The sequence below is a fragment of the Shewanella sp. SG44-2 genome (assembly GCF_014164215.1).
Taxonomy (GTDB): domain Bacteria; phylum Pseudomonadota; class Gammaproteobacteria; order Enterobacterales; family Shewanellaceae; genus Shewanella; species Shewanella frigidimarina.
Map to the genome: position 1 here is coordinate 59684 of NZ_JACJEU010000011.1, position 25673 is coordinate 85356.

General features: G+C 40.3%; 23 protein-coding genes. 6 read left to right on the forward strand and 17 right to left on the reverse strand.

Annotated elements, in window-relative coordinates; all coding sequences use genetic code 11:
• From H5181_RS10565 to H5181_RS10595, 7 genes are all read right to left on the reverse strand, one after another.
• Nucleotides 1–1230, reverse strand: a complete 1230-nt coding sequence (locus H5181_RS10565) for a dicarboxylate/amino acid:cation symporter (RefSeq protein WP_011636237.1) — start codon at nt 1228–1230, stop codon at nt 1–3.
• Between the two features lie 238 nt (nt 1231–1468).
• The gene (locus H5181_RS10570) at nt 1469–1861 is read right to left on the reverse strand and encodes a VOC family protein (protein ID WP_123777311.1); all 393 of its coding nucleotides are present in this window, start codon (nt 1859–1861) and stop codon (nt 1469–1471) included.
• Nucleotides 1862–2390: 529 nt separating this feature from the next.
• Complete coding sequence (locus H5181_RS10575) at nt 2391–3284, reverse strand: hypothetical protein (RefSeq protein WP_011636235.1); 894 nt, start codon at nt 3282–3284, stop codon at nt 2391–2393.
• A gap of 11 nt (nt 3285–3295) precedes the next feature.
• The gene (locus tag H5181_RS10580; protein WP_011636234.1) at nt 3296–4051 is read right to left on the reverse strand and encodes a hypothetical protein; all 756 of its coding nucleotides are present in this window, start codon (nt 4049–4051) and stop codon (nt 3296–3298) included.
• Nucleotides 4048–4575 (reverse strand): hypothetical protein, encoded by a 528-nt coding sequence (locus H5181_RS10585; protein ID WP_011636233.1) that lies wholly within the window; start codon nt 4573–4575, stop codon nt 4048–4050. Before H5181_RS10585 ends, H5181_RS10580 begins: the two co-directional genes overlap by 4 nt.
• A gap of 7 nt (nt 4576–4582) precedes the next feature.
• Nucleotides 4583–4867, reverse strand: coding sequence for a J domain-containing protein (locus tag H5181_RS10590; RefSeq protein WP_011636232.1), 285 nt, complete (start codon nt 4865–4867; stop codon nt 4583–4585).
• Nucleotides 4868–5191: 324 nt separating this feature from the next.
• Nucleotides 5192–6091 carry a LysR family transcriptional regulator gene (locus H5181_RS10595; RefSeq protein WP_182750991.1) on the reverse strand — a complete coding sequence of 300 codons (900 nt, stop codon included), beginning with the start codon at nt 6089–6091 and terminating at the stop codon, nt 5192–5194.
• Nucleotides 6092–6225: 134 nt separating this feature from the next.
• On the opposite strand from H5181_RS10595, the gene fdhD reads away from it, so the two are divergent.
• Complete coding sequence (gene fdhD, locus H5181_RS10600) at nt 6226–7041, forward strand: formate dehydrogenase accessory sulfurtransferase FdhD (RefSeq protein WP_182750992.1); 816 nt, start codon at nt 6226–6228, stop codon at nt 7039–7041.
• Nucleotides 7034–9379: an FdhF/YdeP family oxidoreductase gene (locus tag H5181_RS10605; protein ID WP_182750993.1), complete on the forward strand. Its 2346-nt coding sequence runs from the start codon at nt 7034–7036 to the stop codon at nt 9377–9379. The genes fdhD and H5181_RS10605 overlap by 8 nt, the downstream gene beginning before the upstream one ends.
• Before the next feature lie 49 nt (nt 9380–9428).
• Here H5181_RS10605 and H5181_RS10610 read toward each other — a convergent pair whose 3' ends face one another.
• Complete coding sequence (locus H5181_RS10610) at nt 9429–10076, reverse strand: DsbA family oxidoreductase (RefSeq protein WP_123883693.1); 648 nt, start codon at nt 10074–10076, stop codon at nt 9429–9431.
• A 180-nt stretch (nt 10077–10256) separates the two neighbouring features.
• Entirely contained in the window at nt 10257–10799 is a 543-nt protein-coding gene (locus H5181_RS10615) for a carboxymuconolactone decarboxylase family protein (protein WP_011636227.1), read from the reverse strand.
• Between the two features lie 536 nt (nt 10800–11335).
• On the opposite strand from H5181_RS10615, the gene H5181_RS10620 reads away from it, so the two are divergent.
• A complete protein-coding gene (locus tag H5181_RS10620) occupies nt 11336–12415 on the forward strand; it encodes a PepSY domain-containing protein (RefSeq protein ID WP_259397032.1) in 1080 nt (359 codons plus the stop codon).
• A 78-nt stretch (nt 12416–12493) separates the two neighbouring features.
• Here the strand turns inward: H5181_RS10620 and H5181_RS10625 are convergent, their stop codons facing one another.
• Nucleotides 12494–13663 (reverse strand): lipid-transfer protein, encoded by a 1170-nt coding sequence (locus tag H5181_RS10625; protein WP_182750995.1) that lies wholly within the window; start codon nt 13661–13663, stop codon nt 12494–12496.
• Nucleotides 13664–14078: 415 nt separating this feature from the next.
• Between H5181_RS10625 and H5181_RS10630 the strand changes: the two genes are divergently transcribed.
• Nucleotides 14079–15281 carry an ammonium transporter gene (locus tag H5181_RS10630; protein ID WP_182750996.1) on the forward strand — a complete coding sequence of 401 codons (1203 nt, stop codon included), beginning with the start codon at nt 14079–14081 and terminating at the stop codon, nt 15279–15281.
• A gap of 74 nt (nt 15282–15355) precedes the next feature.
• On the opposite strand, the gene H5181_RS10635 is transcribed toward H5181_RS10630, so the two are convergent.
• From H5181_RS10635 to H5181_RS10645, 3 genes are all read right to left on the reverse strand, one after another.
• Nucleotides 15356–15604: a hypothetical protein gene (locus H5181_RS10635; protein ID WP_011636224.1), complete on the reverse strand. Its 249-nt coding sequence runs from the start codon at nt 15602–15604 to the stop codon at nt 15356–15358.
• A gap of 143 nt (nt 15605–15747) precedes the next feature.
• On the reverse strand, nt 15748–16464 hold the full coding sequence (locus H5181_RS10640) for a hypothetical protein (RefSeq protein WP_182750997.1): 717 nt from the start codon (nt 16462–16464) through the stop codon (nt 15748–15750).
• A 21-nt stretch (nt 16465–16485) separates the two neighbouring features.
• The gene (locus H5181_RS10645) at nt 16486–17127 is read right to left on the reverse strand and encodes a hypothetical protein (protein ID WP_182750998.1); all 642 of its coding nucleotides are present in this window, start codon (nt 17125–17127) and stop codon (nt 16486–16488) included.
• A 289-nt stretch (nt 17128–17416) separates the two neighbouring features.
• On the opposite strand from H5181_RS10645, the gene H5181_RS10650 reads away from it, so the two are divergent.
• Entirely contained in the window at nt 17417–18904 is a 1488-nt protein-coding gene (locus H5181_RS10650) for a CotH kinase family protein (protein ID WP_182750999.1), read from the forward strand.
• Between the two features lie 87 nt (nt 18905–18991).
• Here H5181_RS10650 and H5181_RS10655 read toward each other — a convergent pair whose 3' ends face one another.
• The 4 genes from H5181_RS10655 to H5181_RS10670 form a co-directional block, all read right to left on the reverse strand.
• The gene (locus H5181_RS10655) at nt 18992–21178 is read right to left on the reverse strand and encodes an OsmC domain/YcaO domain-containing protein (protein WP_182751000.1); all 2187 of its coding nucleotides are present in this window, start codon (nt 21176–21178) and stop codon (nt 18992–18994) included.
• Nucleotides 21179–21881: 703 nt separating this feature from the next.
• Nucleotides 21882–22898, reverse strand: coding sequence for a hypothetical protein (locus H5181_RS10660; protein ID WP_011636220.1), 1017 nt, complete (start codon nt 22896–22898; stop codon nt 21882–21884).
• A 536-nt stretch (nt 22899–23434) separates the two neighbouring features.
• A complete protein-coding gene (locus H5181_RS10665) occupies nt 23435–23665 on the reverse strand; it encodes a hypothetical protein (RefSeq protein ID WP_011636219.1) in 231 nt (76 codons plus the stop codon).
• A 309-nt stretch (nt 23666–23974) separates the two neighbouring features.
• Nucleotides 23975–24187, reverse strand: a complete 213-nt coding sequence (locus tag H5181_RS10670) for a cold-shock protein (protein WP_011636218.1) — start codon at nt 24185–24187, stop codon at nt 23975–23977.
• Between the two features lie 837 nt (nt 24188–25024).
• Between H5181_RS10670 and H5181_RS10675 the strand changes: the two genes are divergently transcribed.
• Complete coding sequence (locus tag H5181_RS10675) at nt 25025–25600, forward strand: porin family protein (RefSeq protein ID WP_162022374.1); 576 nt, start codon at nt 25025–25027, stop codon at nt 25598–25600.
• Nucleotides 25601–25673: the final 73 nt, after the last annotated feature.

Consider the following 25673-nt stretch of genomic DNA (forward strand, 5'->3'; position numbering starts at 1 on the left):
TTACTCTTGTAAGCGGCTCGTTGGCGTAGCCACAATATAATTTTTACCATTGATGCGTTCAATAATTTGCGTTGCCGTTAAATCATGCACCACATTAACCACCGTTGAAGCTGCATCGGTAATGGCCCCAATGACGACTAAAATGGGGATCACTTCCATCGGTAAACCTAATGTAGTCACAATAAAGATTTCACCTAAAAATGCTCCGCCCGGTACTCCGCCAATCACAAACGCAGATAATACCGAAATCAAAATCGTCAGCATAAATACATCGGTCGTAAAATCGAGCCCTAATAACGAATAAATAAACACGATTTTTAGCGCGGTAATAGCAGCTGCACCACCTTTATTGAGATTGACTAGCAACGGCAAGCTAATCTCTGCAATTTGCTCATTTAGGCCCATTTTAGCAGCACTACGAATAGTCACAGGCAATGTCGCTAACGACGAGCTAGTGCCTAATGCCGTCACAGCTGGTTCGAGCATATGTTGCCAAAAACGTTTCACACCTTGTGCACCACCGCCAATCCACGCATATAAGGTCGAACCTAACGTTAGGTAAATAGCCATCGCCACAAAAAACAGCCCTACAGCTCGCGCAAACGTCCCCATTAATTCAGTATCTTGACTTGCCATAGTCGCGGCAAAATAAGCACCAAGTCCAATTGGAGCCACATACATTAATATCGAAATCACTTTCATGATCACAGTATTTAAACTGTCTAGCATGCGCCCCACTCTCTGGCCATCTTCACCAGATTGACCAATGGCCACACCGCCGATCACCGACATAATAATCAACGCTAATATGTTTGATTTAGAGAGTAGCCCGACAAAATCGTTAGTTGTGAGTAAGCTGACAAAGTCCATGCTGCCAGAGGCTGCATCTACGGTATTGGCTAAGTCTAATGTCACCCCTTGCGCGGGATCATATGCTAACGCCAACAACACCACGCCCACTGACGGAATAATCGCCATGACAATCGACACTGCCATAATAGACACAAGTATCGCGCCTAATTTCTTTAAATCGGTCATGTGAGCAATAGATGACATCACACTCACAGCAACCAAAGGCACGATGATCATAAATAATAGATTGAGGAAAATTTGCCCAATAGGTTTAAGCTTGATAGCCCACTCAGGAAATAACCCGCCAAACAATCCGCCCAGCAGTAAGGCACTCAGTAAAATAATGGACGAACGATAAGCACGTAAGCTACTCAGCATATTGGATCCTAGGAGCAATTAAACAAAAGGTGGAATAGGCAGCAGACTCGGCCCAAAGAACGATTAGCGCGTTAACAACTAACAGAAAAGCAGATGTAAAATAAACTCCATCAATTAGTTAGCCAATATCATTATCAACAATTACTGTCGACCATCACTCTCTCAACGACGTAAAAACGACTTAACTTAATGGTAAAATATGACACAAAACCAATACCATACACAACTACAAAGCATATTAGTCATTCGGCAACGCTTGGATCTCAATAATGAGGCCTTCAGGGCCGCGAACAAAAATTTGTTTAATCAATGATCCTGGCACTTCATTAATAGAATAGCGCAGGCCCAGTTTGGCAATTCTTGCCATTACATCTTGATAGTCATCACTGAAAAAACTCACATGATGAACAATATTTTGCGGCTGCTCATTTTGCGACAGTTGATTGCTCACATCTGGCTGCTGATTAGCAAAAATATGTATCACATCTTTGTCACCGGCAAATAAAAAATAACCAGAAAACTCAAGATTAGGTCGAGTACCAACGGTTAAATCTAATAACGCCACGAGAAAATCGCTCATTTTTTGCGGATTTCTAGCACTTAATGACAAGTGATCAAAGCGAATATTCATACAACACCCTTTTAGAATATAGCCGACTTTAACGATCTTTATCAGCAAAGCCTTATATTACTGGGATTATGACTGCCAATGAACCACCACAAAAGCTAAACATTATCAAAAATTATTTGATAATCAATTAGCGAGACAATTCTTCAGTGAACATTAATACCATTGACACCACACTATCCACACCTCTGTATCGCTCGGATAGTAGAAGATACAACCTACATATATTGTGCTATATGAATAAGTTAACCATTAAGTCAGTGTTGAATAGGGAAGCAACAGTATTTGCAATAAGTGCCATTTGAAAGAAAAGCGTTGCAACAAAAAACCTCTAAGTAAGCTTTTAAAACAGTGAGTTAGAATAATTTATTGATAAGATTAAAACGTTGTTAACTCAATGCTGAGTATAAATGATGTACAACATAACGGTAATGAAAGGTTTTATAGTGATGCGCAATCCGGAAGTAAATAATGGCAGACATAATCAGTGAATGTAGGAAGCTTGCTCACTCGCAAGCTTCCTAAAGCTAAACTACAAGTCGATATAAATTGGCCAACCAAGTAGACCAATTAAGCCTTCTTTGTATTCCAGACGCTCCAATCGTTCAGGAGAGGCATTTTGAATGGCCAACTCTTGATAGCTACGAGAGAAATGCAGCGTCCGTAACAATGCAGCATTAAAATGCTTACCTAAATCTAAACGAATTGCATCAGCAAGCTCGTTAGGTAACTCAGCTAAAGCTGCCTTAGTTTGTTGCTCGATAAACTCGAGGTTAAACCATTCATCTTTAAGTTCTATACGAGCCATGCGTCGTTTAAGATCTTGACGGACTTTTTTACCGTCAAAAAATATCCGATATAACACGGCTTCTGCCAGAGTACTTTCTAGATTAATATAATCCATTGGATCAAAAGTGCCGACAATGTAGAACTGTGCCAATAAGGCATTAATTGATTGCTGGCGATTATGCTCAGCTAATGCTTCTTGGTAGTAAGCCCAGCCTTGCCATTCGTCACAATCAGGTGGACTCGAGACTTGATCAAGCAACACTTTATCCACGTCGCCATAAACAGATTTACCATGAAGCCTGTGTTGACTAACTTTAGTTAGCATCCCCCAGCCCTTCTGGAACGACTTAACTACGCCGTCATCAGTCAGCAGCAACCGTATAGCATTAGCCTGACTTTGGTCCGATAATGCCATTAAGCCGATGCTAACAATGCCAATGACATCTTGCGCGGCTTCTTCAAGCAAATGCATTTTATACTTGTTATAAAACTTATCAGCGAACTTAAGGCTCATCAAAATGGCTTTCGCTTTGATCTGTCCCAATTGCTCATTACTGAGCAATTCTTCGGTTCGGCCATAAGCCAACACCCGACTCAGATAGGGACCCTGATTTTCGTCACGTAATACCAATTGCATTTGCAGAACCCTTAATCAAGAAAGCTAAACATATCATCAACTTCAGCATACTCGTCGGTGACCTGGTTCTTTTCTTTCGCCTGTATCACTAACTCGCTGGCAAACTGGCTGATAATTAGCTGCCAGTCAGAGCCGGTGTTACGCAGCATGTTCTTAATCGCTTTTTCAACATTAGGCGCCCGATCGCGGATCAATGCTAATAAACTACGAGGGTCATCAATGCTAAGACTGTGTGCCTCTTCATCGGCTTGCCAATCTGAGTAACCCACGGTTTCTTCATCCGCTTCATCATCAAAAGTGTCATTTATCTCATCGTCATCACCGCTGCTACCGCCTAAAATAAGCTCGATAAACGGAATCGATAGATAAAACAACGCAGCAGGATCTTCAGCCAAACACTCTAAAATTGCGGTTTGTTTCTCTTCACTGTCTTGGATTCGAATAAGATAAGTCATAAAATCAAAAGTATGCTGCATTAACTCTTCGGCATTACTTTTGATTTTTTCTTCCCAATAAAGCGGCTGCTGGCAGACAATGTCGCGGATCTGTTCTGGAGTCATTAACTCAGACATAATAGATGGGCACGAAATATCATGCTGACTATTAATTTGTGTCAGCGTGACGATATCCATTTTCTCGATAACTTCAACCAACTGATCATCTGACATTGATGTCGCAATCAATTCAAATCTCTTGCTGGCCTGTTTAGGCTCAACATTAGCCAGCTCTTGTATTTCAGCGGCTGTTATTTCAATGAGACTGTTCATTCGATATCCTCATCATATTGGTCATAATAACCTTCTTCATCGCTATCATAGTCCGTGTCGTCATCATCGTTTTCATCACGTTCATGCTCATGAAGACCATCAGAATCATCTTCCTCAGGCTTGGGCGCTGTATCTCCCTGAGTTTCTAATAAATACACCACGGCACAACTTTCGATAAGCAAATCTTCGTTATATTTACGTACCGCAAGCGCCAGAGGAAGATCGGCGTTGTTAAACGCAATCGTCGTTTTAAATTCATCCCAGCTTGGGTGAATATTTAAGCTAATCCAATGCGCCCATTGGCGCTTTGACTCAGGCGAGAACTTAACTCTTTCATAAAGCGCGACAGGTAAATATTCAGGGACTGAATCTAGCATCCCAGGATCGGCCAACAATATCTCTCTGATTTGGCTAGTAAACTTTGCCAGTGCATTTGGCGTATCAGGGTCGTTGTAAGATTCTATATTGTCATTGGCATTATTTTTTAGCTCATTAATGCGTGAGATATTAAGATGTTTAGCCATGGGATACTCAGGAATAATATTCGTCCCACAATCCGCGCATAGCGGCTGTAGGATCGGTAACAATTACGTTGTTAAAATCATTGATAAAAGCATTTCTCTGCTTTTTATCTGACAACACTTCGTAAGCTTTTTTGACTCGTTGGAGCTGAACAGATGCTTGTTGTTTTTCATCGTCAGACGCCCCAAGTAATTTGTCAGGGTGATACTTGTTCGATAAACGTTTATAGGCTTTTTTTATGTCATCTTCTTTGGCATTGGCTCTGACGCCCAGTACGCTAAAGTGGTTAATCATAGTTATTCCTGCAGGCGATGTGGCAGTGATTGCGAGATAAAAAAGTCTGTAAATAGATAAATTTTTTAGCCCGCTATTATATCAACAATCACAGGCTTGCAGCAAACATAAACCCAAGTTAAGTTGCAATCATTTAAGACATCAATTTTAGGACAGCTATTTTAGGACCGCTATGACACCCAAAAAGCAGCGTTGTCATTAACAGGTGTTATCTTTGCTGCCGTTAAGATGCCACCAGCCAAGTTGAACGATGCGATATTAACAACATCCACGCCTATCTGAACTTGCTAGCATGACGCTTTAACGGCAAGACATCTGCAAAAATCACCTTATTTCAATCAGACTCACAAATTCGCGCATCGCAGGTGAGACACTGTATTTACGGGTAATAAACACGGTATTACCCGATTCAATACTTTGCAATTGTCGGTAATGCAGATTGAATAACTGCTGAGCCGATTTTGCAATACCGCTGCTGACAATCGCGTAGCCAATATTGTGTTTTACCGCGCTGACTAGATGAAATAGCGAGTCGGTTTCTAACACCACATTAAAGTGCAAATCCGTTTTTGCCATCGCATTATCAATGTATTGCCTAAACTGCATATTTTGGCTCAACAACACCAATGGTAAACGTTGCAAATTATTAAGGGTTAATCGGTTATCACTTAGCGCAGTAGTGTCGAGTTGATTAACAAGTGCTTGGGTTGATAATACCGCCATATCATTATCAATCTGCGGATAAAAATGAAACGTGCGACGATTCGCCTCAGTAAGGTTTTCATCAAACCCTAAACCGATATCAATTTGATGCAAAGTCAGTTGTTCAATCAGCTTTTCATTGGTGGTCACTAATAGCGTCACGGCAATATTAGGGTGCAGTTCATTGAATGCTTTAATTATCGGCATAATATCGACACTCGACTGCGGCACAATGCCAATCCTCAAAGAGCCGATTAAGGGCCCACTAAACACACTCAATTCTTGTTTTAACGCCGCTTGATCTAACAGCATTTTTTCTGCATAGCGCAATACAATCTGTCCAGCATCGGTTAACGCAACAAACTGACTGCCGCGCACCACTAGCTCGGTACCAAAACTTTTTTCCAACGCGGTTATACTGGCAGACAAAGTCGGCTGGGTAATATGGCAAGCTTTGGCTGCTTTAGCAAAATGCTTAAACTGCGCTAATTCATAAAAATAATGTAACTGTCTCAGGTTCATACACCCTTCAAAGTCTACCTATCAATTCCATCATATTAATAGATAAAAACTATCACCGCATAAATTTGTTTGATTGGCTTTGTGTATTAGCGCCCCCTAAACTGTGATCCACGTCAGGTTTTGAGTCTATACACATGAATGCTTCATACAAATGGTTGCCACCCATTGAACATCTGGTAGAGGAAGCGGCTGCCGCCATTAATATTAACGGGATTAACTATGCTGTGATGATGGTCACTCCTGATGATATTGAAGACTTTGCGATTGGTTTTTTATTTTCCGAAGCCATTATCCAATACGATCATGACGTACATGACATTCAAATAACGCCATCAGATAGCGGCTTTATGGTTGAAGTGACTATCGCCAATCGTTGTCTGTCGGCCTTAAACAGTAAAAAACGTCGGTTCGTGGGTGCTACAGGTTGCGGCATCTGCGGTGTTGAAGCAATAGAGCATGCACTGCCTCAATTACCTATTCTTCCGGTCACTCGCCCCATTGACATTAATAACCTTGAGACCTTAAAACAACGCATTGCCGACAGCCAAATAAAAGCTCAACAAAGTGGTGCGATACATGCGGCTTTAGCGTTAACAGCCCAAGGCGACATTATCGCCTGTCGTGAAGACATTGGCCGTCATAATGCACTCGATAAACTTATCGGCATGTTAATAAGGCAAACAACCGCGGCTCAAAAAACATCATGTAATACCTTATTAATCACCAGTCGTTGTAGCAGTGAATTGATCCATAAAGCGGTGCTGTTTGGCGCTAACAATCTTATTAGTCTAGCTTCGCCAAGCCAACTCGCGGTCAAGCTGGCACTAAAATACAACCTCAACATTATTCACATACCCAAGTTTTCAGCGCCTATTTATTATTCCAGTTACGACTCTCACTTCAATGTTAATCGTCTATCGCTGAGCCCTATCGGAGAAATTCATGTCTAGTCATCACCAAAAACCAACCAAAGCCGGCGGATTCCCTTCACTGCAAGCCACATTTACTCATGTACTTCGCAGCCAACACACTAAGCAAAACCTTAAAAACTTACTCCGTGTTAATCAAACTGATGGCTTCGATTGCCCCGGTTGTGCATGGGGCGATAACAAACAAGGTGCATTTCAGTTTTGCGAAAATGGTGCTAAAGCCGTGGCATGGGAATCAACAGGTAAAGGCGTTGGTCGCGATTTTTTTGCTCAGCATTCGGTACGCCAACTAACAAAACAGACCGACTACTGGTTAGAGTATCAGGGGCGTTTAACCGAACCAATGCGCTTTAATGCGATAACAGATCACTATGAACCAGTAAGCTGGTCTGAGGCATTTTCGATTATCGCCACCAAGCTCAACAGTTTAAGTAGCCCTGACCAAGTTGAATTTTACACTTCTGGACGCGCCAGTAACGAAGCATCCTACCTCTACCAACTGTTTGGCCGGCTTTATGGCACCAATAACTTTCCCGATTGCTCTAACATGTGCCACGAAGCTAGTGGTGTCGCATTAATTAGCGCCATTGGAATAGGTAAAGGCACGGTAGTATTAGAAGATTTTGATGCCGCCGAAGCCATTTTTGTGTTTGGCCAAAACCCTGGCACCAACCACCCAAGAATGATGAATACTCTGCGCAAGGCCGCCAAAAAAGGGGGTAAAATTGTCACTTTCAATAATCTTAAAGAAGTTGCCTTAGAAAAGTTCGCCAGTCCACAAAGTCCTATAGAATTGCTCACACCAGCAGCCACTACCATCAGCCATTTGTATTTAACCCCTAAATTAGGCGGCGATATGGCCGCTGCGCGAGGCATGGCTAAATTTATTATTGAACAACGTCCAGATAAAATAGATCATGAGTTTATACAGCAGCACAGTGCATTTTTTGAAGATTATCAACACAGTGTCACACACACTAGCTGGGATAAAATAGAACAACAATCTGGACTAACAAAAGCAGAGATTATTCAGGCCGCTACCGTGTTCAGTGACAGCAAAACCGTGATCAGTTGCTGGGCAATGGGCTTAACTCAACATAAGCATTCGGTCGACATTATTCGTGAAGTCGTTAATCTGCATCTGCTATGTGGTCAAATAGGTAAAAAAGGCGCCGGATTATGCCCTGTTCGCGGCCACAGTAATGTGCAAGGCAACCGCACTATGGGCATTAATGAAAAGCCGTCTGCCGCTTTTATTACCCGCTTAGAACAACATTTGTCTACCAGCTTACCGCGGCAAGCGGGCCACAATGTGGTCGAAGCCCTTAAAGCCCTACACAGTAAACAGAGTAAGGTGCTAATTTGTTTAGGTGGAAACCTTGCGGCTGCGGCGCCCGATACTGATTTTACATATCAAGCAATGCGCAATGCTGAACTGAATGTTCAAATCAGCACTAAGCTTAATCGCAGCCACTTACAAGTAACACACGACGCCTTAATTTTACCTTGTTTAGGCCGCACTGAATTAGACAAGCAGCAAAGCGGCATTCAAAAAATCACCGTTGAAGATACCTTTAGCATGGTTCATGCTTCAACAGGCATGACCGAACCCGCCTCAGAACAATGTTTATCTGAAATTGATATTGTCGCTCAAATGGCTCATGCAACATTTAACCATTCCGGCTCGACTCAGCTAAACTCAACAAACCATGCCGCAAATAAACTAGATTGGCTGGCATTACGTGATGACTATGCACTAATCCGTCAGCTTATCGAAAGTACCATCGACGGCTTTAGTGACTTTAATCAACGTATCGAGCAACCTGCCGGGTTTTATCTGGGGAATAGCGCTGCTGAGCTTATTTGGAATACCACTAACCAGTTAGCTCAATTTAATCCTAGTCAGTTGCCAAATTCAGTTATTGCAGATTGTTCAAGCAATGCACAAACAACTGCGTCATCCGCCGAACAACAAGCTATTTTTTTACTGCAAAGTTTGCGATCTCACGACCAATACAACACCACTATTTATGGCATGGACGACCGGTATCGCGGTATTAAAGGCAAGCGGAATGTATTGTTTATGAACCAACAAGATGCTGTTCAACTTAATATTCTTGAAGACCAACTTGTTGATATACAGTCTATTGCCAACGATAATATCGTCCGCAAAGTCTGTGGTTTTAGCGTGGTTTATTACGATATTCCACGCGGTAACATTGCCGCATATTACCCAGAGACGAATCCACTGGTGTCAATCAACAGCGTCGGAATTGGCTCTTACACCCCAACCTCAAAATCAATCCCAGTGGTTATTACTGCATCAACCAAACAGGTGATTAGCGTGGCTCAGGTATAAGTAACCTAAACTCGGAATAACAATACTCAAACGATGTTGTCCTAGCGTATTAGCGCTGGGCGACTAAATCAGCCAAAACTTGTTTATACGCTTCAACTGGATGCGCGCCAGTTAATGCACTCGATTGGTTAAAAATGACCGTGGGCACACCCGAAATACCGAGTTGCTGCCAATGGGCTTCTTTGGCGCGAACCTGTTCAGCCACTGCTGCGTTATCAAGTAAACTTATGGCTTCAGCGGCATTAATACCCACCGCAATGAGTTCAGCGGTCAGCACTTCACGGTTTGAAATATCTTTATGTTCGGTAAAAAAGGCACTGAATAAACGCAGTTTAAGCTCAGTTTGCTTACCCACTTCTTTAGCGTATTCCAACAGCACATGAGCGTCTAAAGTGTTAACCATTTTCATCTGTTCAAAATAGTCAAAAATAAAGCCATGTTCAGCCCCCTGTTGGGTAATGTTAGCCCGTGCACGAACGCTACCTTCTGGAGTTGTGCCGTATTTTCTGGCTGAATGCTCACGCAGGTTTTCACCTTCAGCAGGCATGTTAGGGTTAAGTTCAAATGGTTGCCACTCAATCTCAACTTGATCTTGTAGCCCAAGTTCATTTATCGCCGCTTCTAAGTGTTTATAACCAACGATGCACCAAGGGCACACAACATCTGAAATAATATCGAGTTTAATCTTTGCTGTCATTTGGTGGTCCTCATCTGTTCAAGTGCGTTTTGTTCACTAAAACCTGATAAAAAAATACCAATGCCATTTGCGATAACGCGGGCATTGGTATTATGAAGTCATACATTCATCGACTTATCGTGGATGATAATCTTTAATAAAAATGTCGATAAAAATGTCGGTAACAATGTTGGTAAAGAATTACCAAGCAAACTTTTTGAATACATCGTCAACCGGTGTTTTTGCTACATGGTTGGTGTAATTACTGATCACTTTTTGTGACAAGCCTAAAATGATTTCTAACACCTGCTGTTGGCCATAACCTGCGGCATAAAATGCTGCTAGTTCTGCTTCAGAAATGTTACCGCGGTTACGTACGATACTTAATGTCGCATCTTGTAACGCTTGTAATTTTGCAGTTGGCATCGCCGCTTTATTACGTAATGCTTCAGTTAACGCTGGGTCTACTTTCATTGAATGTGCAATACCTGTATGTGCTGGTACACAATAGCCACATTCGTGTTCAACGTTAATGGTTTGCCATACAACCGTTAGCTCTTCAGGGTTAAATGATGTGTCTAAAAAAGCCTGATGTAACTGTTGGTAAGCTTGCAACGTGCTTGGAGATTCTGCCAACACACCAAATAAATTAGGTACCATACCCATTTGCTTTTTAGCGCCTTCTAACATTGCTTTGCTGTCTTCTGGTGCTGTGTCTACAGTGTGAATAGTAAATGCAGTCATAATATTCTCTCTTCTAGATAAATAAATTTAGGAGTGTTGCGTTTCGAATTGAGACCACTATAAATCAATTTGAACGCTCGCTCAAGTTTATTTTGAATGATTGTTCAAATTGATTGTTGTTATTCAAATATACATTAGAGAATATTGTTTACTATCAAAATAGTATGAGTTTTAAAAAATATAAAATAATCACTAAACTCAGCCGTTGATGCTAATTCTACTAGCCACTTGAACATTTCAAGTGGCTAGTTATTGAGGCATCTAGAAATGCGTAGCGACGGCTCTAATAGGGTGAAGTACGATCTAATTAATAACAATCCCAGAATAAAGCACTTACGCCAAAACGATATTTAGACGATAAAATGGGTTTATCCCCCCCATCTTTACACTTCTTTAATTGAACAAATAATTGAGATTAATTATCATTACCGCAAGTTTATGGATTTGTATTAACGTTTATAAAAAATAATAAAATCAGCAGGTTTAACACTCTATTGCAATACTGCATGGCATAATTTGAGCAAACAAAAATGAACATGGTTTCGACATTAAAATGGTTTCACAACTGGGTAGGTTTTTTTATTAGCATCACCATGTTAATAGTACTTACCACAGGGGTATATCTCGGTAGCGTTGATTTACTCAAACGCCTAGACAGTAAAGATCAAACATACTCTCCAATCACACTTGAACAAAAAGCCGATACTGTTGCGAGTGTATTTGAGCGCTATCCCGACATGAGTACTGTTCGCTTTCCAACAGAACATACGCCATATATTCAAGCTAGCACTCGTGGTAAATCAATTGCATTGGACAAAGAGTTAAATGAACTGTCGAGTAGCTCCTCTTTCGATTTACCTGGATATAGCACGGTATTTTGGTTGCATCGAAATTTTCTCATCGACAATGGTGGTAAATACATTAATGCATGGGCATCGCTTGCGGGGGGCATCGTAACCTTAATTGGCATTTACCTGTGGTGGCGAGTGCGAAATGGATTTAGATTAAAACAAAGTATTCCTAAAAATACCCGCTCAAGCAGTTTACTTAAAAGTCACATTCAACTTGGATTATTTATTTCAGTACCATTGTTTATATTGTGTATCAGCGGATTTTTAGTCACTTACAACAGCTTATGGACAGGTGTTCTTAAGCAAGATGCCACCAGCGAACAGACACTACCTTATTCTGTCAGCCAACCAAGTCATTGGTTAAGCCAGCTAAGCAACGCACAACAAATTTGGCCAGACGCAGAGCTTGTATCAGTGAGTAAACCACGCTCTAAGCCCAATAAAGACCAGCAAGCAGAAACAGATAAACCACAAGACCTTGTGTACAGTATTCAATTCGATGAACATCAGGGCGTGTGGTTAAGAGAAGCTGATCGCATCAGCATGAATTATCAACAAGGAACGATTGAGTCAGTAATCAAACACAGTGACCGACCTTTATCAGCTAAAATTGCCAGTTTTGTTCGACCTCTACACGATGGACTGTACATGCCAGCAAGCTATGTAATGTTGATTACCTTGGTGTCACTCATTGGCACATTGATTTTATCATTCAGTGTGGTGACCTTTTACCGACGTACTTTTAGTCGCAAAAAAGCCAGTTAACGAACAGCCCACCATGTTGCGCTACATTTCCTTCATACATCAACGGCAATGTAGCGCAGCATGAAATCAAACCGTTAGTTAAACGCCATATAACGTTACCACCACCGCGCCACCTAAACCTACATTATGCTGCAGCGCTAATGTGGCATTATCGACTTGTCGGTTGCCAGCTTGACCACGTAAGTGCCATGTCAGCTCTGTACATTGTGCCAACCCAGTAGCACCAATTGGGTGCCCTTTCGACATTAATCCACCCGATGGCCCAATGACAAATTTACCGCCATAAGTGTTGTCACCATTAGCAATCAATTCAGCAGCGCCGCCTTCAGGACATAAGCCTAATGCCTCGTAAGTGATCACCTCATTTGGAGTAAAGCAATCGTGTAGCTCTATCACATCAATATCATTGGGGTCGATACCAGCATCATCATAAACCCGCTGCGCCGCTTGTTGGCTCATACCCTTACCGACGGCAAAAATTGGGTCTTGCCACGATTGCTCTGTATCAGTTGCCATTGCCTGCGCAATAATTTTTACCTTGGATGTTATGCCGTTTTGACGGGCAAACTGTTCACTGCAAACGATGGTCGCAGCTGCACCACAGGTGGGAGGACAAGCCATAAGCCGTGTTAAGTAGTTATCGTAAATTAACTTATCATCAAGCACTTGCTGATACGTTAATGGCGTTGAAAACATCGAGTATGGATTTTGTAACGCATGACGACGTGACTTTTCGGCCACCTTGGCAAAAATATCGGCACCGACATGATACTTATCCATATAATGTCGGCCAGCTGCACCAAAAGCGCGCAATGCAATTGGGCCTTGCGGGGCATTAAACTGCTTTAACACTGGCTCAATCCGCTCAAAAGGGCTTTCTCTGTCAGTCCAATGCGATCCCAATGCACCTGGTTGCATTTCTTCAAATCCAAACGCTAACGCACAATCCACTTGTCCAGACAACACCGCTTGGCGCGCAAGAAATAACGCTGTCGAGCCACTAGAACAATTATTGTTAACATTGATAATTGGAATACCGCTTTGGATTACATTGTAGAATGCATGCTGCGCGCAGGTGCTGTCGCCATAAATATAGGCTCCATATGCTTGGCCAATTGACTTGGCGTCAAGACCAGCATCGGTTAATGCTAACTTAATCGCTTTAGCCGCCATCGCACGGTAGGGCTCATGTTTACCTGGTTTGCAAAAAGGGATCATTCCAACCCCTGCCACTCTTACTGTTGTCATATTGCTCCCGTAATGCTGTTTCTAGTGAGATGTTATTGGGGATCAGTTATTAATAATCTGGAGTCGGGATTTTTACACCTAGTGTATTTTTCATCCTTGTTATTGGACAATATTATCTTAATGACGACTGTTAACATAAAGTTAATTTACTTGCAGCGCAACGCACCAAAGACAAGCATTAACGCACCAATATGGGACATTCCGAGCCCAAGCATCAATCATTACGGACACTATTGAGTACTGAGTTGACATCAAAATGCACCGAAGTAGTACATTTAATGGATCATTTCAGCAACATTTTCAGACATTTGCACCATATAGGTTCAGAAAAATGCCAGCCATGTATCGGTTTAGGAATGACTTTTGCTTTATAAAAGTATGAATTTCAACAGAGAATCGTTTTGTGGGAACTGAAATGAATAATATTAGTGATGCTATTGGCGTCATTGCACAAAGTGCAGACACCTTGTTCATCTTACTTGGTGCAATTATGGTGTTAGCCATGCACGCAGGCTTTGCATTTTTAGAAATGGGCACCGTGAGGCATAAAAACCAAGTTAACGCCTTGGTTAAAATTCTAACTGACTTTGCCTTTTCCGCTATCGCCTACTTTGTCATTGGTTATCAAATAGCTTATGGCAATCACTTTTTTGTCAGCGCAGAAAGCTTAACCACTGATAATGGCTACCAACTGGTTAAGTTTTTCTTCTTACTCACATTTGCAGCAGCCATTCCAGCAATTGTATCTGGCGGTATTGCTGAACGCGGCAGCTTCAGACCTTTCTTATTGGCATCAGCTTTAATTGTTGCCTTCGTATATCCGCTATTTGAAGGGATTATGTGGAACGGTAATTATGGATTTCAAGCTTGGTTAGAAAGCCAATTCGGCGCCCAATTTCATGACTTTGCCGGTTCCGTTGTAGTGCATGCCATGGGCGGTTGGTTAGCCTTAGTCGCCATTTACTTATTAGGAGCTCGCCGTGGTCGTAAACCGGGAATCGCATTTGCGCCATCAAATATTCCCTTTCTAGCGCTAGGCTCTTGGGTGTTAATTGTCGGTTGGTTTGGCTTTAACGTTATGTCAGCGCAAACCCTCGACGGTATTAGTGGTTTAGTGGCGGTAAACAGTTTAATGGCTATGGTTGGCGGTACGATTGTGGCACTTGTGGTGGGTAAGAATGATCCAGGCTTTATTCATAACGGACCACTAGCAGGCTTAGTTGCTGTGTGTGCAGGTTCTGATTTAATGCATCCTGTTGGCGCATTTGTGGTTGGCGGTATAGCAGGAGGTTTGTTTGTTCTGGTGTACACCAAATTACAGCGTAGCAACAGAATAGATGACGTTCTAGGCGTATGGCCACTACACGGTTTATGCGGTGTATGGGGCGGTATTGCTGCGGGTATTTTTGGTCAGCAGGCTTTAGGTGGTCTTGGCGGGGTCAGCTTTATGTCGCAACTCATTGGCAGTATTGCTGGCGTTGTGGTGGCAATTGTTGGCGGTATGATTGTGTATGGCGCGGTTAATAAAGTATCGAATTTACGCTTAAGCCAAGAAGATGAATTTATTGGAGCTGATTTAGCGATTCATAAGATTGGCTCAACCAATTCAGATAAGTGATGATGTTAAGCCACTAATAGTAAAAAGGGGCGGAAATGAATTTCTGCCCCTTTTAATCAAAATAGAGTCTACAATCAGTGCTTTGATTTAACCCCATTCTTAACCATCTCTTGGCCGCTTTCGAAGATTTCAGCGGTAATCCAGCGGCCAAGTAATAGCTTGTGGTTATCACCAAATACCGCAACAAAATGACGACCGTCGGCATTACTAGTTGCCATACCCACACCGGCAACACCCTCCAAACCTAAACCGCCCTTTTCCACCGACAGTAAAAAGCGTTCTAATTCGGCTAAATTATCAATCACATCATTTTCAATATTCATTTGTATTCCCAGCAGTTTGAATGACCAAACTAACATCAACGCGTTAACTCTTTATTTAGCCAATTATATCATTGTGTATTAGCTTGGTACCACCGCGCATATAGCGTCACCAGCAAACTAAATGGCATGAATTAGCTAGCGCATTAAAATGATAATGTGAGTTCGATCAATTGAGCATCGTCATCATAAGAATCAAAATTTACTGACATAGAAATATTGTCTTTATTCAGAAGTATATTATCAAAGTTGTCTTCAGCATTGGGATAGCGATCTAAAAATGCCGACTTGGTATTAGGTATGTCATATTGCGCTAGCACCTGATTAAACTGATTAATATCCTGCTCGCCAAGAACAGATTCGGTTACCTTTATCTTATTAACCAAACCTTGGTTATCTATTCCCAATAATATGTTCGGGTTAATTAACACTAGCGGACCATCTTGGTTAAGCTGAATTTGATTCACTAACTGCGGTAACGTTAGTTTGTAAGTCTGCAGATCTTTTAGTGCCACAATTTTAGCAATATCAATATTGCTAAATGATGCGAATTTAACCTGTTCAGAGTGGTTTACACTGACTAATGGTAAAATTGAAAAACCGTTTAGGCGGTAAATAGCATCGGTCGACTCGCGTTGTTTGTAGCTTTCAAAGTTCAGCACTAACTTACTGTTATCACCAATGGAAACATAGTCATCTTGTTGTGGTTTTAAAGACAAAGATTGCTTTACCTTTTGCAACTCATCGCCACGCTTTATCTTACCCGCAATACTCCAATTTTCATTATCATAATTGCCACTCAAAGCAATTTGGTTTTTACCATGGCTATTAAATAACCCTTGATTTTGAGTAATATTGGACACGCTATCGTTGTTAACAAAAAACTATAAATTACGTCCATAACTGTATGCCATTGAACCATTATCTAGCAGTAATTGAACGCTATGTGGTCCCATAAGATTAAACAGTTGGCTCGATGAGTCGCCAAGTTTGATGCCGTAAGCGCTATTGATGGTGACGATAGCTTGCGGTGCATTAAATTTTTCAGCTTGTTTTAGTAAATTAGTATCGCTTAGCATTGGGAGCATCACGACTGTTTCAGTACGCGATATAGACAAACCTTTACTGTTATATGGCGTGGGAGTCGTCGTTAACCGCTTGTCATCACATAACTTTATGTTTTGTACTGTCGTTAACACATGAATTTTTTTTACACTCGAGTTAATCTTACCTGTATCGTTTTCTAAATTAATACTCCGATCAATATTACCGATATTGATTCGCTCGATAATCACCGCATCAGCTCCTACAGACTGAGCTTTACGCTGTAATTCGACCAATGCTAGTTGCAAATAACCGCCTGTCTTTTCAGATTCAGAATCGATGTCGTAAACCACTTTGTCACTCGGATTGTTGATGACTTGCGGTGCACACTCGGGATAATAATCTAAAATGGGTGGCAACTCATTAGCGGCCAATACAGGACTGCAAACAACACAACCAATCAAAAAAAGTGAAGATTTCATTTATCGTCCTTGAATATTAATTATTAAGATTATGTTTTCTTACAAGGCGTTAACATTGTTACAACTCACTAACCTAAAGATAAATCTCTTCACTGTAAACTCATTTATCTTATCTATTACCGGTGGTGACTGCTTACTAGCGTACAAATATATCACTTTGAACAAGATCGCACTTTTATCGAATTGCTATTTTGTTCCACACTCACTGTGCAGTTTCTGCACTTTTACTCTCTAACATACTGGTAATGACTTTATGTTAACAATCTTACCCAAGTACTAGGAGAGCCCGATGTTTTCCCTTAATAACTTACACCTCAAAAAGCGGTTAATTAACCAGCCAATGACACTATTACTTATCATGACACTAAGTTGTGCTTTCATACTCACAGGTTGTGGTAGCGACAGTGATAACAGCAGCGAAATAGCCGAAACGGTCATTAGCGCTGATACTGACACAAGCACTGATACCGAAACAGAGATCACCGACGCAGATTTTATAGCAACCGATTGGACTGACGAAACTCACAGTAAAAATGTCGACCCTAACTTTGATGAAGTATTTAGTGATACCGAAGTTAAACGGCTTGATATCGTTGTCACACAAGCGCGCTGGCAAAGCATGTTAGATGACATGACAGCACTTTATGGTGAGTTTGGTAGAAGCTCATCAAATAGCTTAAGTGATACCGATGAAGATCCTATTTTTGTTCCAGCTGAAGTATTTTATAACGGCACGCAATGGTATCGCGTCGGCATCCGCTTTAAAGGTAATTCATCACTGCAAACTAGCTGGCAACAAGGCATTCTGAAACTGGCGCTTAAACTTGATTTCGACGAGTATGAAGACGATTACCCGCAAATTAAAAACCAACGCTTTTATGGCTTTAAAAAGTTTAGTTTAAAAAACAACTTTGATGACGAGTCAATGTTACGTGAAAAAGTAGCTGCGGATGTGTTTAAAGATGCAGGGCTTGCGGTATCTCACACTGGGTTTTATACCTTATACGTTGACCATGGCGACGGCCCTGAATATTTTGGTTTATATACTCTTGTAGAAGAAATTGATGACACGGTAATCGACACGCAATTTTCTAGCGACAAAGGTAACTTGTACAAACCCGAAGATAATGGCGCAATGTTTGTTGATGGGTCATTTAATCAAGAAGATTTTGAGAAAAAAACTAACGAAGACGACGAAGATTGGTCAGATATACAAGCCCTATTTACCGCCTTACACGACGACACTCGCACCACAGACCCTGAAACATGGCGAGCCAATTTAGAAACGGTATTTGATGTTGATGTATTTTTAAAATACTTAGCCGTTAATGGCATCATTCAAAACTGGGACACTTACGGCTTAATGCCACACAACTACTATTTATATAGCAATCCAGACAATTCAAAACTGACCTGGATACCTTGGGACAACAACGAAGCATTGCAAGACGGCAAACAAGGTGGCGCATTGTCGTTAGACTTCTCTGACCTCAACTCAAACAGCTGGCCACTCATATCAAAACTGTACGCAGATGATGTATACCGTGACCGCTACAACCAGTTTTTACTTGAGGTTATCAGCGATGCATTCGAAACCAATAAAATGCAAGCAAGCTACAATGCTTACTCTGCACTGATTGCTCCTTATGCGACCACTGAAGTATCTGGGTATAGCTTTTTAGAAAGCAGTAGCGATTTTTATCGTGCTATCGATGAGCTAATAGAGCATGCCGAAGATAGAGCCACTGCTGTAGAAAGTTATTTAGACAAACAGTAAGCACGTCACTCCTTCATAATATAGTGCGACAAAAAAGCCCGCCACATAAGTGACGGGCTTTTTACTATGCAAAACAGAACCAATAAATTAGATACTAAGGTTTGCTTTACGCGCTTGATGCAGTTTTTTGTAGCTTTCGATCAAACGTAAATGTGGCTCAATACCTTCGAGATTCATGCTGGTTTTGCTCAGGCCATAAAAGCGTACTGTGCCATTAACCGAACCGACAACATTGTCCATAATTTCTTTACCGAACATGCGGTTAAAGTTGCCAATAAAGTGTTCAAGCTCTAAGTCTTCATCTAAAGTCACTTCCAATACCGCATTCACAGCTTGATAAAACAGACCTCGTTGAACGGTATTGTCGTTAAACTGTAAGAACTCACCAACCAATTCAATCGCGTCTTCGTGCGAGCCTAATGCAAGATAAATCAAAATCTTCAATTCGATAATGGTTAACTGGCCCCAAACCGTGTTCTCATCAAACACAATGCCAATTAACGTACGGATATCAGTGTGGTTATCTAATTGACTTTCTTCTAAGCGATTAACTAACTTACCTAACGCTTTAGTGCTTAATGAATGCAGATTTAAGATATCTTCACGGTAGTTTAAAGACTTATTGGTATTGTCCCAAATCAAGTCATCTACAGGATACACTTCTGAATATTCAGGCACTAAAATACGACACGCAGAAGCACCTAAATCAGTAAATTCGGCAATGTACACTTCTTTGCCCATGGCCTCTAAAATACCAAATAAACCGCTGGCTTCTTCTTCACTGGCACCGCTAAAGTCCCATTCACAGAATTCATAATCAAACTTACTGCTAAAGAAGCGCCAAGAGATAACCCCAGTTGAATCAATAAAGTGTTCAACAAAGTTTTCTGGTTCAGTCACTGCCATGCTGTTAAACGTTGGCTTTGGCACATCGTTTAAGCCTTCAAAGCTGCGGCCTTGTAACAACTCGGTTAAGCTGCGCTCTAATGCCACTTCAAAGCTAGGGTGTGCACCAAACGAGGCAAAAACACCACCAGTACGTGGGTTCATTAAGGTCACGCACATAACAGGAAATTGACCGCCTAAAGAAGCGTCTTTCACTACAATAGGAAAGCCTTGCTCTTCAAGCCCTTTAATGCCCGCTAAAATACTTGGGAATTTCTCTAGAACTGCCATTGGCACATCGGGTAGTACAATTTCTTGTTCGATAATTTGACGTTTAACTGCACGTTCAAAAATTTCAGATAAACACTGCACATGGGCTTCTTGCAGGTTATTACCCGCACTCATGCCATTGCTTAAAAATAAGTTTTCAATAAGGTTAGACGGGAAATAGACCGTTTCCCCATCGGACTGACGCGTGTATGGAATAGCACAAATGCCACGATCTTTATTGCCTGAGTTAGTATCAATTAAATGTGAGCCACATAACTCTTCATCGGGGTTATAAATGTCTAAACAGTACTCATCTAAAATGCCAGTAGGCAGAGCATCATCTTCTTCTAGCGCGAACCATTTCTCATTCGGGTAATGCACAAATTCGCTATTGGCGATTTCAGTACCAAAGAATTGATCGTTATAAAAAAAGTTATTATTAAGACGCTCAATAAACTCGCCTAAAGCAGAACATAACGCGCTCTCTTTAGTAGCACCTTTACCGTTAGTAAAGCACATCGGAGAAGCCGCATCACGAATATGCAAAGACCACACGTTTGGCACAATGTTACGCCATGACGAAATCTCAATCTTCATACCAAGGTCGGCTAACAAGCCTGTCATGTTTTTAATGGTTTGCTCAAGCGGTAAATCTTTACCTAAGATAAAAGTACTCGCATCGGCTTCAGTTTGACCCATCAACATCGCATTGGCGTCGGCGTCTAAGTTTTCAACGGTTTCGATTTTAAACTCAGGCCCAGTCTGAACCACTTTTTTAACGGTACAACGATCAATTGAACGTAAAATACCTTGGCGATCTTTATCCGAAATATCATCCGGTAACTCAACTTGAATTTGGAAGATTTGGTTATAACGATCTTCCGGGTCAACGATATTGTTTTGCGATAATTTGATATTTTCAGTCGAAATATCACGAGCTTTACAATACACCTTAATGAAGTAAGCGGCACAAAGTGCTGAAGATGCTAAGAAATAATCAAAAGGACTAGGAGCAGAACCATCACCTTTGTAGCGGATCGGCTGATCGGCGGTGACGGTAAAGTCGTCAAACTTAGCTTCGAGTCTCAAATTATCGAGAAAATTTACTTTGATTTCCATTGAATATATCCACAGTCTTGCGCAACCAAACGGCCAGCTTGTCTAAATTAGGGTGAATTATCGGTGTTTTTGAGCCAATAGTCTTGGGTTAATTGCCAAAATGTTAGCTTTAAGCTGATTTTGCAGGATTAACACTATTGATTCGCTAGCAGCAGAACAGTGCTAGTGTTTATAAAAATGACTAAATTGATGAACATGCTCATTTCAATGTAAATAAACAGTTATCACTGTAGATCCAATCGTCACAGATCGTATTATGAATGTATTAACGGCAAAGGTTGAAGCCAGTCTTGCTGAAGCTAAACCCGGTGTATAAATGATGAAGGGTTTTCACCCCTCATTCATCTGCCACTAGGTCCGGTAAGACCTAGAAACACTAGGTCTTACTGATCTTTTAAGGTTGTTTTTACAGAGAATTGTTGGCCATTACTTACACATGAGCGACAAAGTAGAGACTTTGTGGTGTAGTTATTCTACATAAAAAGTCGATAACGCAGTAAAAATGACCTACAAACGCTGCCCGAAAGGTTCGGCTAAAAACGTTTTACTCTTTGTTGAATGCATTTTGCTTAGATGACTAGGCAGCAATCCATTCGCCTCGTTTAAAACGTTTTTAACTCGAACAAAATTCAACCAATAAAGATCAACATACCCTAGTCATCTGCAAAAATATAAACAGCAGGTTCAATGTTAAATAGATCGACTAGCGAATAGTTACGTTTCGGCCAAAGTACTCTTCAGACTCATATTTAGCGATTACTTTTTCAAGTGTTTCACCATTATTATCCATAACCAATTTATGTGAAATAGCACTAAGTGAAATCAGAATATCTTTACACTCGATTCGTGCTTTCATCACCGAGCCTGAAGCCGTTCTCAGTACTTGAGAAATTAGCTCATGGTTCTTACCAATTAAGGCTAAAATAAAATGAACCATCACTTCAGAGCAAAGCTCTTTATCTTCAATTTTACTTGGTCTAACAACCTTTTCTAAATAATCGTCTTCTCTTCCTGCAGGAACAAAACGTTGTACCCAATAGAAATAATCTTCATCATAAATGATAGATTGTATTGGTTTCATAAAGGTTTCATCTGTCGATATCTTTTGAAAAAGCTCTTTTTTGACTTCATCAGATACGTCAACAAGCTCATCACCAAACTGTTTGTTGAGCATTGAAATAACTGCTTCCAGCTCTTTTAACAGAGATACATTTCCTGATGTCACTTGGTTATAAGCATCACCGACCTCGTCGATGTTTTGTTGGAATACACCAATATACTTATCACCTTCTTCAATAGCATCAAGTAAAGGTATCAAGCTATAACGTCTAACCTGAATCAATTCATAAAACTGACCTAATTCTTCGCGAATAGCTTGGAGACGATCAATCGCTTTAATCAGAAATTGATCGTCTCGTTTTATCGCTAAATTCAATCGAGAAAAATCGAGTTGATCATTTACTTTGCGAACACGATTATCGATCATATTTTCATAGGTCTGTGTTTCATTGATCAGCACAGAAAATTTATCTTCCATCTCAAAAAGCACATCTTGTACTTTTTTAAGACTCGTAGAGCGAACCTGTTGATTAATGCCACGCACTTTTTCGGCTTCAGCTTGCTTCTTCTCACGAATAACCCAAGTAACTGCAGCACCAACGATTGTTAAGCTTGTCGCCATATCAAAACCAAGCTGAACATTAGTAAACCATGAAGGCATTATTTTTCCTTAAATGTTATTTCCTGTTTGTATAAACAGTAATAACTGATCCAAAAACGAATGTCATCCAAAAAACCATTAAAAACTAACAAAAGTCACATATATTCAACCAAAAAAGTGGGGGTTTCACCATAATGCAGTTAGTTTCTTATAAGTTTAATATTCATAAAATCAATGCTATAGACTTTTATAACGACAAATTCCCTATCATTATGTCGAAACAGACCAGTATCACTATTTATGTAACAAATTAAACGTCTCACAGTGATGAACTTCACAGAAAATCGATTAAAATCAACTACAAAAAACTTTCATACTTAAGTATTAAATTGCAACTAAGCCACTCAATAAGGCTTTTACGTTTACTAACTTCGGCTTTTTGCAAAAATAAATTGGTCAGGATAAAAGGTGGTAGAAGAAATTATCACCATTAAAAATTATTTCGAGCAGGTAAAATCAGGGAGATAAAAATTGATATTGAAATGTAGGCAGTGTAAACATTTACAATCAACTTATATGAGCCGACTAAAAAGAAGTCATGTGGTTTTTTCTACTTCACGCTTAACCAGTATAAAAGTCAGGTACATTTTTGTTGGTAGCGACAACGCCATGCCAAAAGCCACACACATAGCACTAATAATGATTCCATTAACCCCCATCGTTGCAATCGTTTCGCTGAAATTATGACAATAAATGCCTAATAAAATTAAGCTAATCCCTATCGAGATACAGATTTTTAAAATCAAGATGAGTTTGTTATCTGACATTATGGCCCCGTAATCATCAGTATGATGTACAGCTAATATAATGAATCGATTTACGATTAATAGCGTTGATTCAGATCAAAGTAGAAAGAGGGTTTTTGAGAAATGAGTAAATTATTAAGTGAGTGCTGGGTTCTGCTCGTGTTAAGGATGCTGATTAACAAGCAGTAGATAAATATTAAACCAAATTTGAAGTTATTATACGGCCAAAATGAAGTACCTATACACGCTAACAATATAAATTGTTAAATTGCAGGCATAAAAAAACGCAAACAGTCGTTAAACCGTTTGCGTTATTCTTATAACGTCGAGTTACACAGCTACTACGTTAGCAGCTTGTGGGCCTTTTTGGCCTTGCTCAACATCAAAAGAAACTTTCTGGCCTTCAGCAAGAGTCTTGAAACCCTCTGAAGTGATTGAACGGAAATGAACGAACACGTCAGCGCCGCCGTTATCAGGAGTGATAAAACCAAAACCTTTATCTTCGTTAAACCATTTTACTAAACCAGTTGTTTTGTTAGACATGATGTGTCCCTTATATATTAAAATTAATCAATCTGTCGCGAAAATGCGATGCGCTCAAGCTTGAATTATTGAATGTCACGATGAAGCTAAGGGAAACACAGAGGATAACAACGATAACGAAGAGATTCTAAGGCTTTTCTTTTACTTGATGTTCATTAATAACTCTGAATGTCAGAGCAAGACGTATAATACACGAATATCTAAGCTTGTAAATATTTTTATTGAATAAATATAAATAATATCTAAAACCACTTGGTTAGCAGCATTGTCACCTGCAACCTTAATGTACAATATTAGCCACTAGATTAGCTACTAGATTAGCTACTAAGCCTGTCATAGTCGTTAACCCAAAATCGATATGAAATTAGGTTCACGATCCTACCGTGTTGATAATCCGGTTACTCGGCTTGTTACTGTATAGTTATTATTCTTACTTAATGGTTGTACTTTAACGCTATCGGACAAACCTACACTTTAAAAAGCTAAATCAACATAGCAAGTTTATGACCAAGATTTTATCTTTCCTAGAAAGTAGACAACAACAAATAAACCATAACATATTGATAACAATATATTTTCAATATGAAAAAATTACAATTTAATCAGAAAAAAATACCGTTTTACATTATTGCTGTCTCATTAAGCGGGTGAAAAAATAAGCCATTTCACTTGATGTATAATCACCGGCCACCTTCCCTCATCAAAAACAACAATATAAACCATTGATATTAACCGTTAAATTTAAATACCGATAAATAATTCGCTGTTACTTTTATAAAGTTGGCATCCGTTTTGTAAGTAGTTAGATGTATTTACGTAATTAACTAGGAGTACCTTATGAAAAATACGATTCTTACTTTAGCTGGACTTATTTCGTTAGCCTCTTTTAGTACTTATTCTCACGCTGATGACTTCAAGAAAGACGCAGCTGAAAATGGCGTTTATGTCGGCGCTAATTATGGTTACCTAAAAGTTGATGGCGAAGATGACTTTGATGACGACAATGATGTTCTCCAGGGCCTAGTCGGTTATCGCTTCAACAAATACTTAGCTCTAGAAGGTAGCTATATTGATTTTGGTAGTTACGGCAACAACTTATCTAGTGCTGAAACAGATGGTTATACCGCAGGTCTAAAAGTGACATTGCCCATTGCTGAGCGAATAGAGTTATATGCCAAAGGTGGTCAGTTATGGTATTCAACAGATTATGACGTAGTCGGGTTTTCTGGCAATAAAGATGATGAAGGTGTGTTTGCCGGTGCAGGTGTAGCGTTTAAGGTAACAGATCGTTTTCTAATTAATGCAGAGTACACTTGGTATGATGCAGAAATTAACTTAGATAATGTATCTAACGGTTCCGACACAGAAACAGACTTTAAACAGGCTAGTATCGGTGTTGAATATCGTTTCTAGTGATTAAGTAGAGTGCTTAAATTAACTAGTTAAAAAATAAAATCCAGAAGGGTGTAATGCAATTTGTGTTACA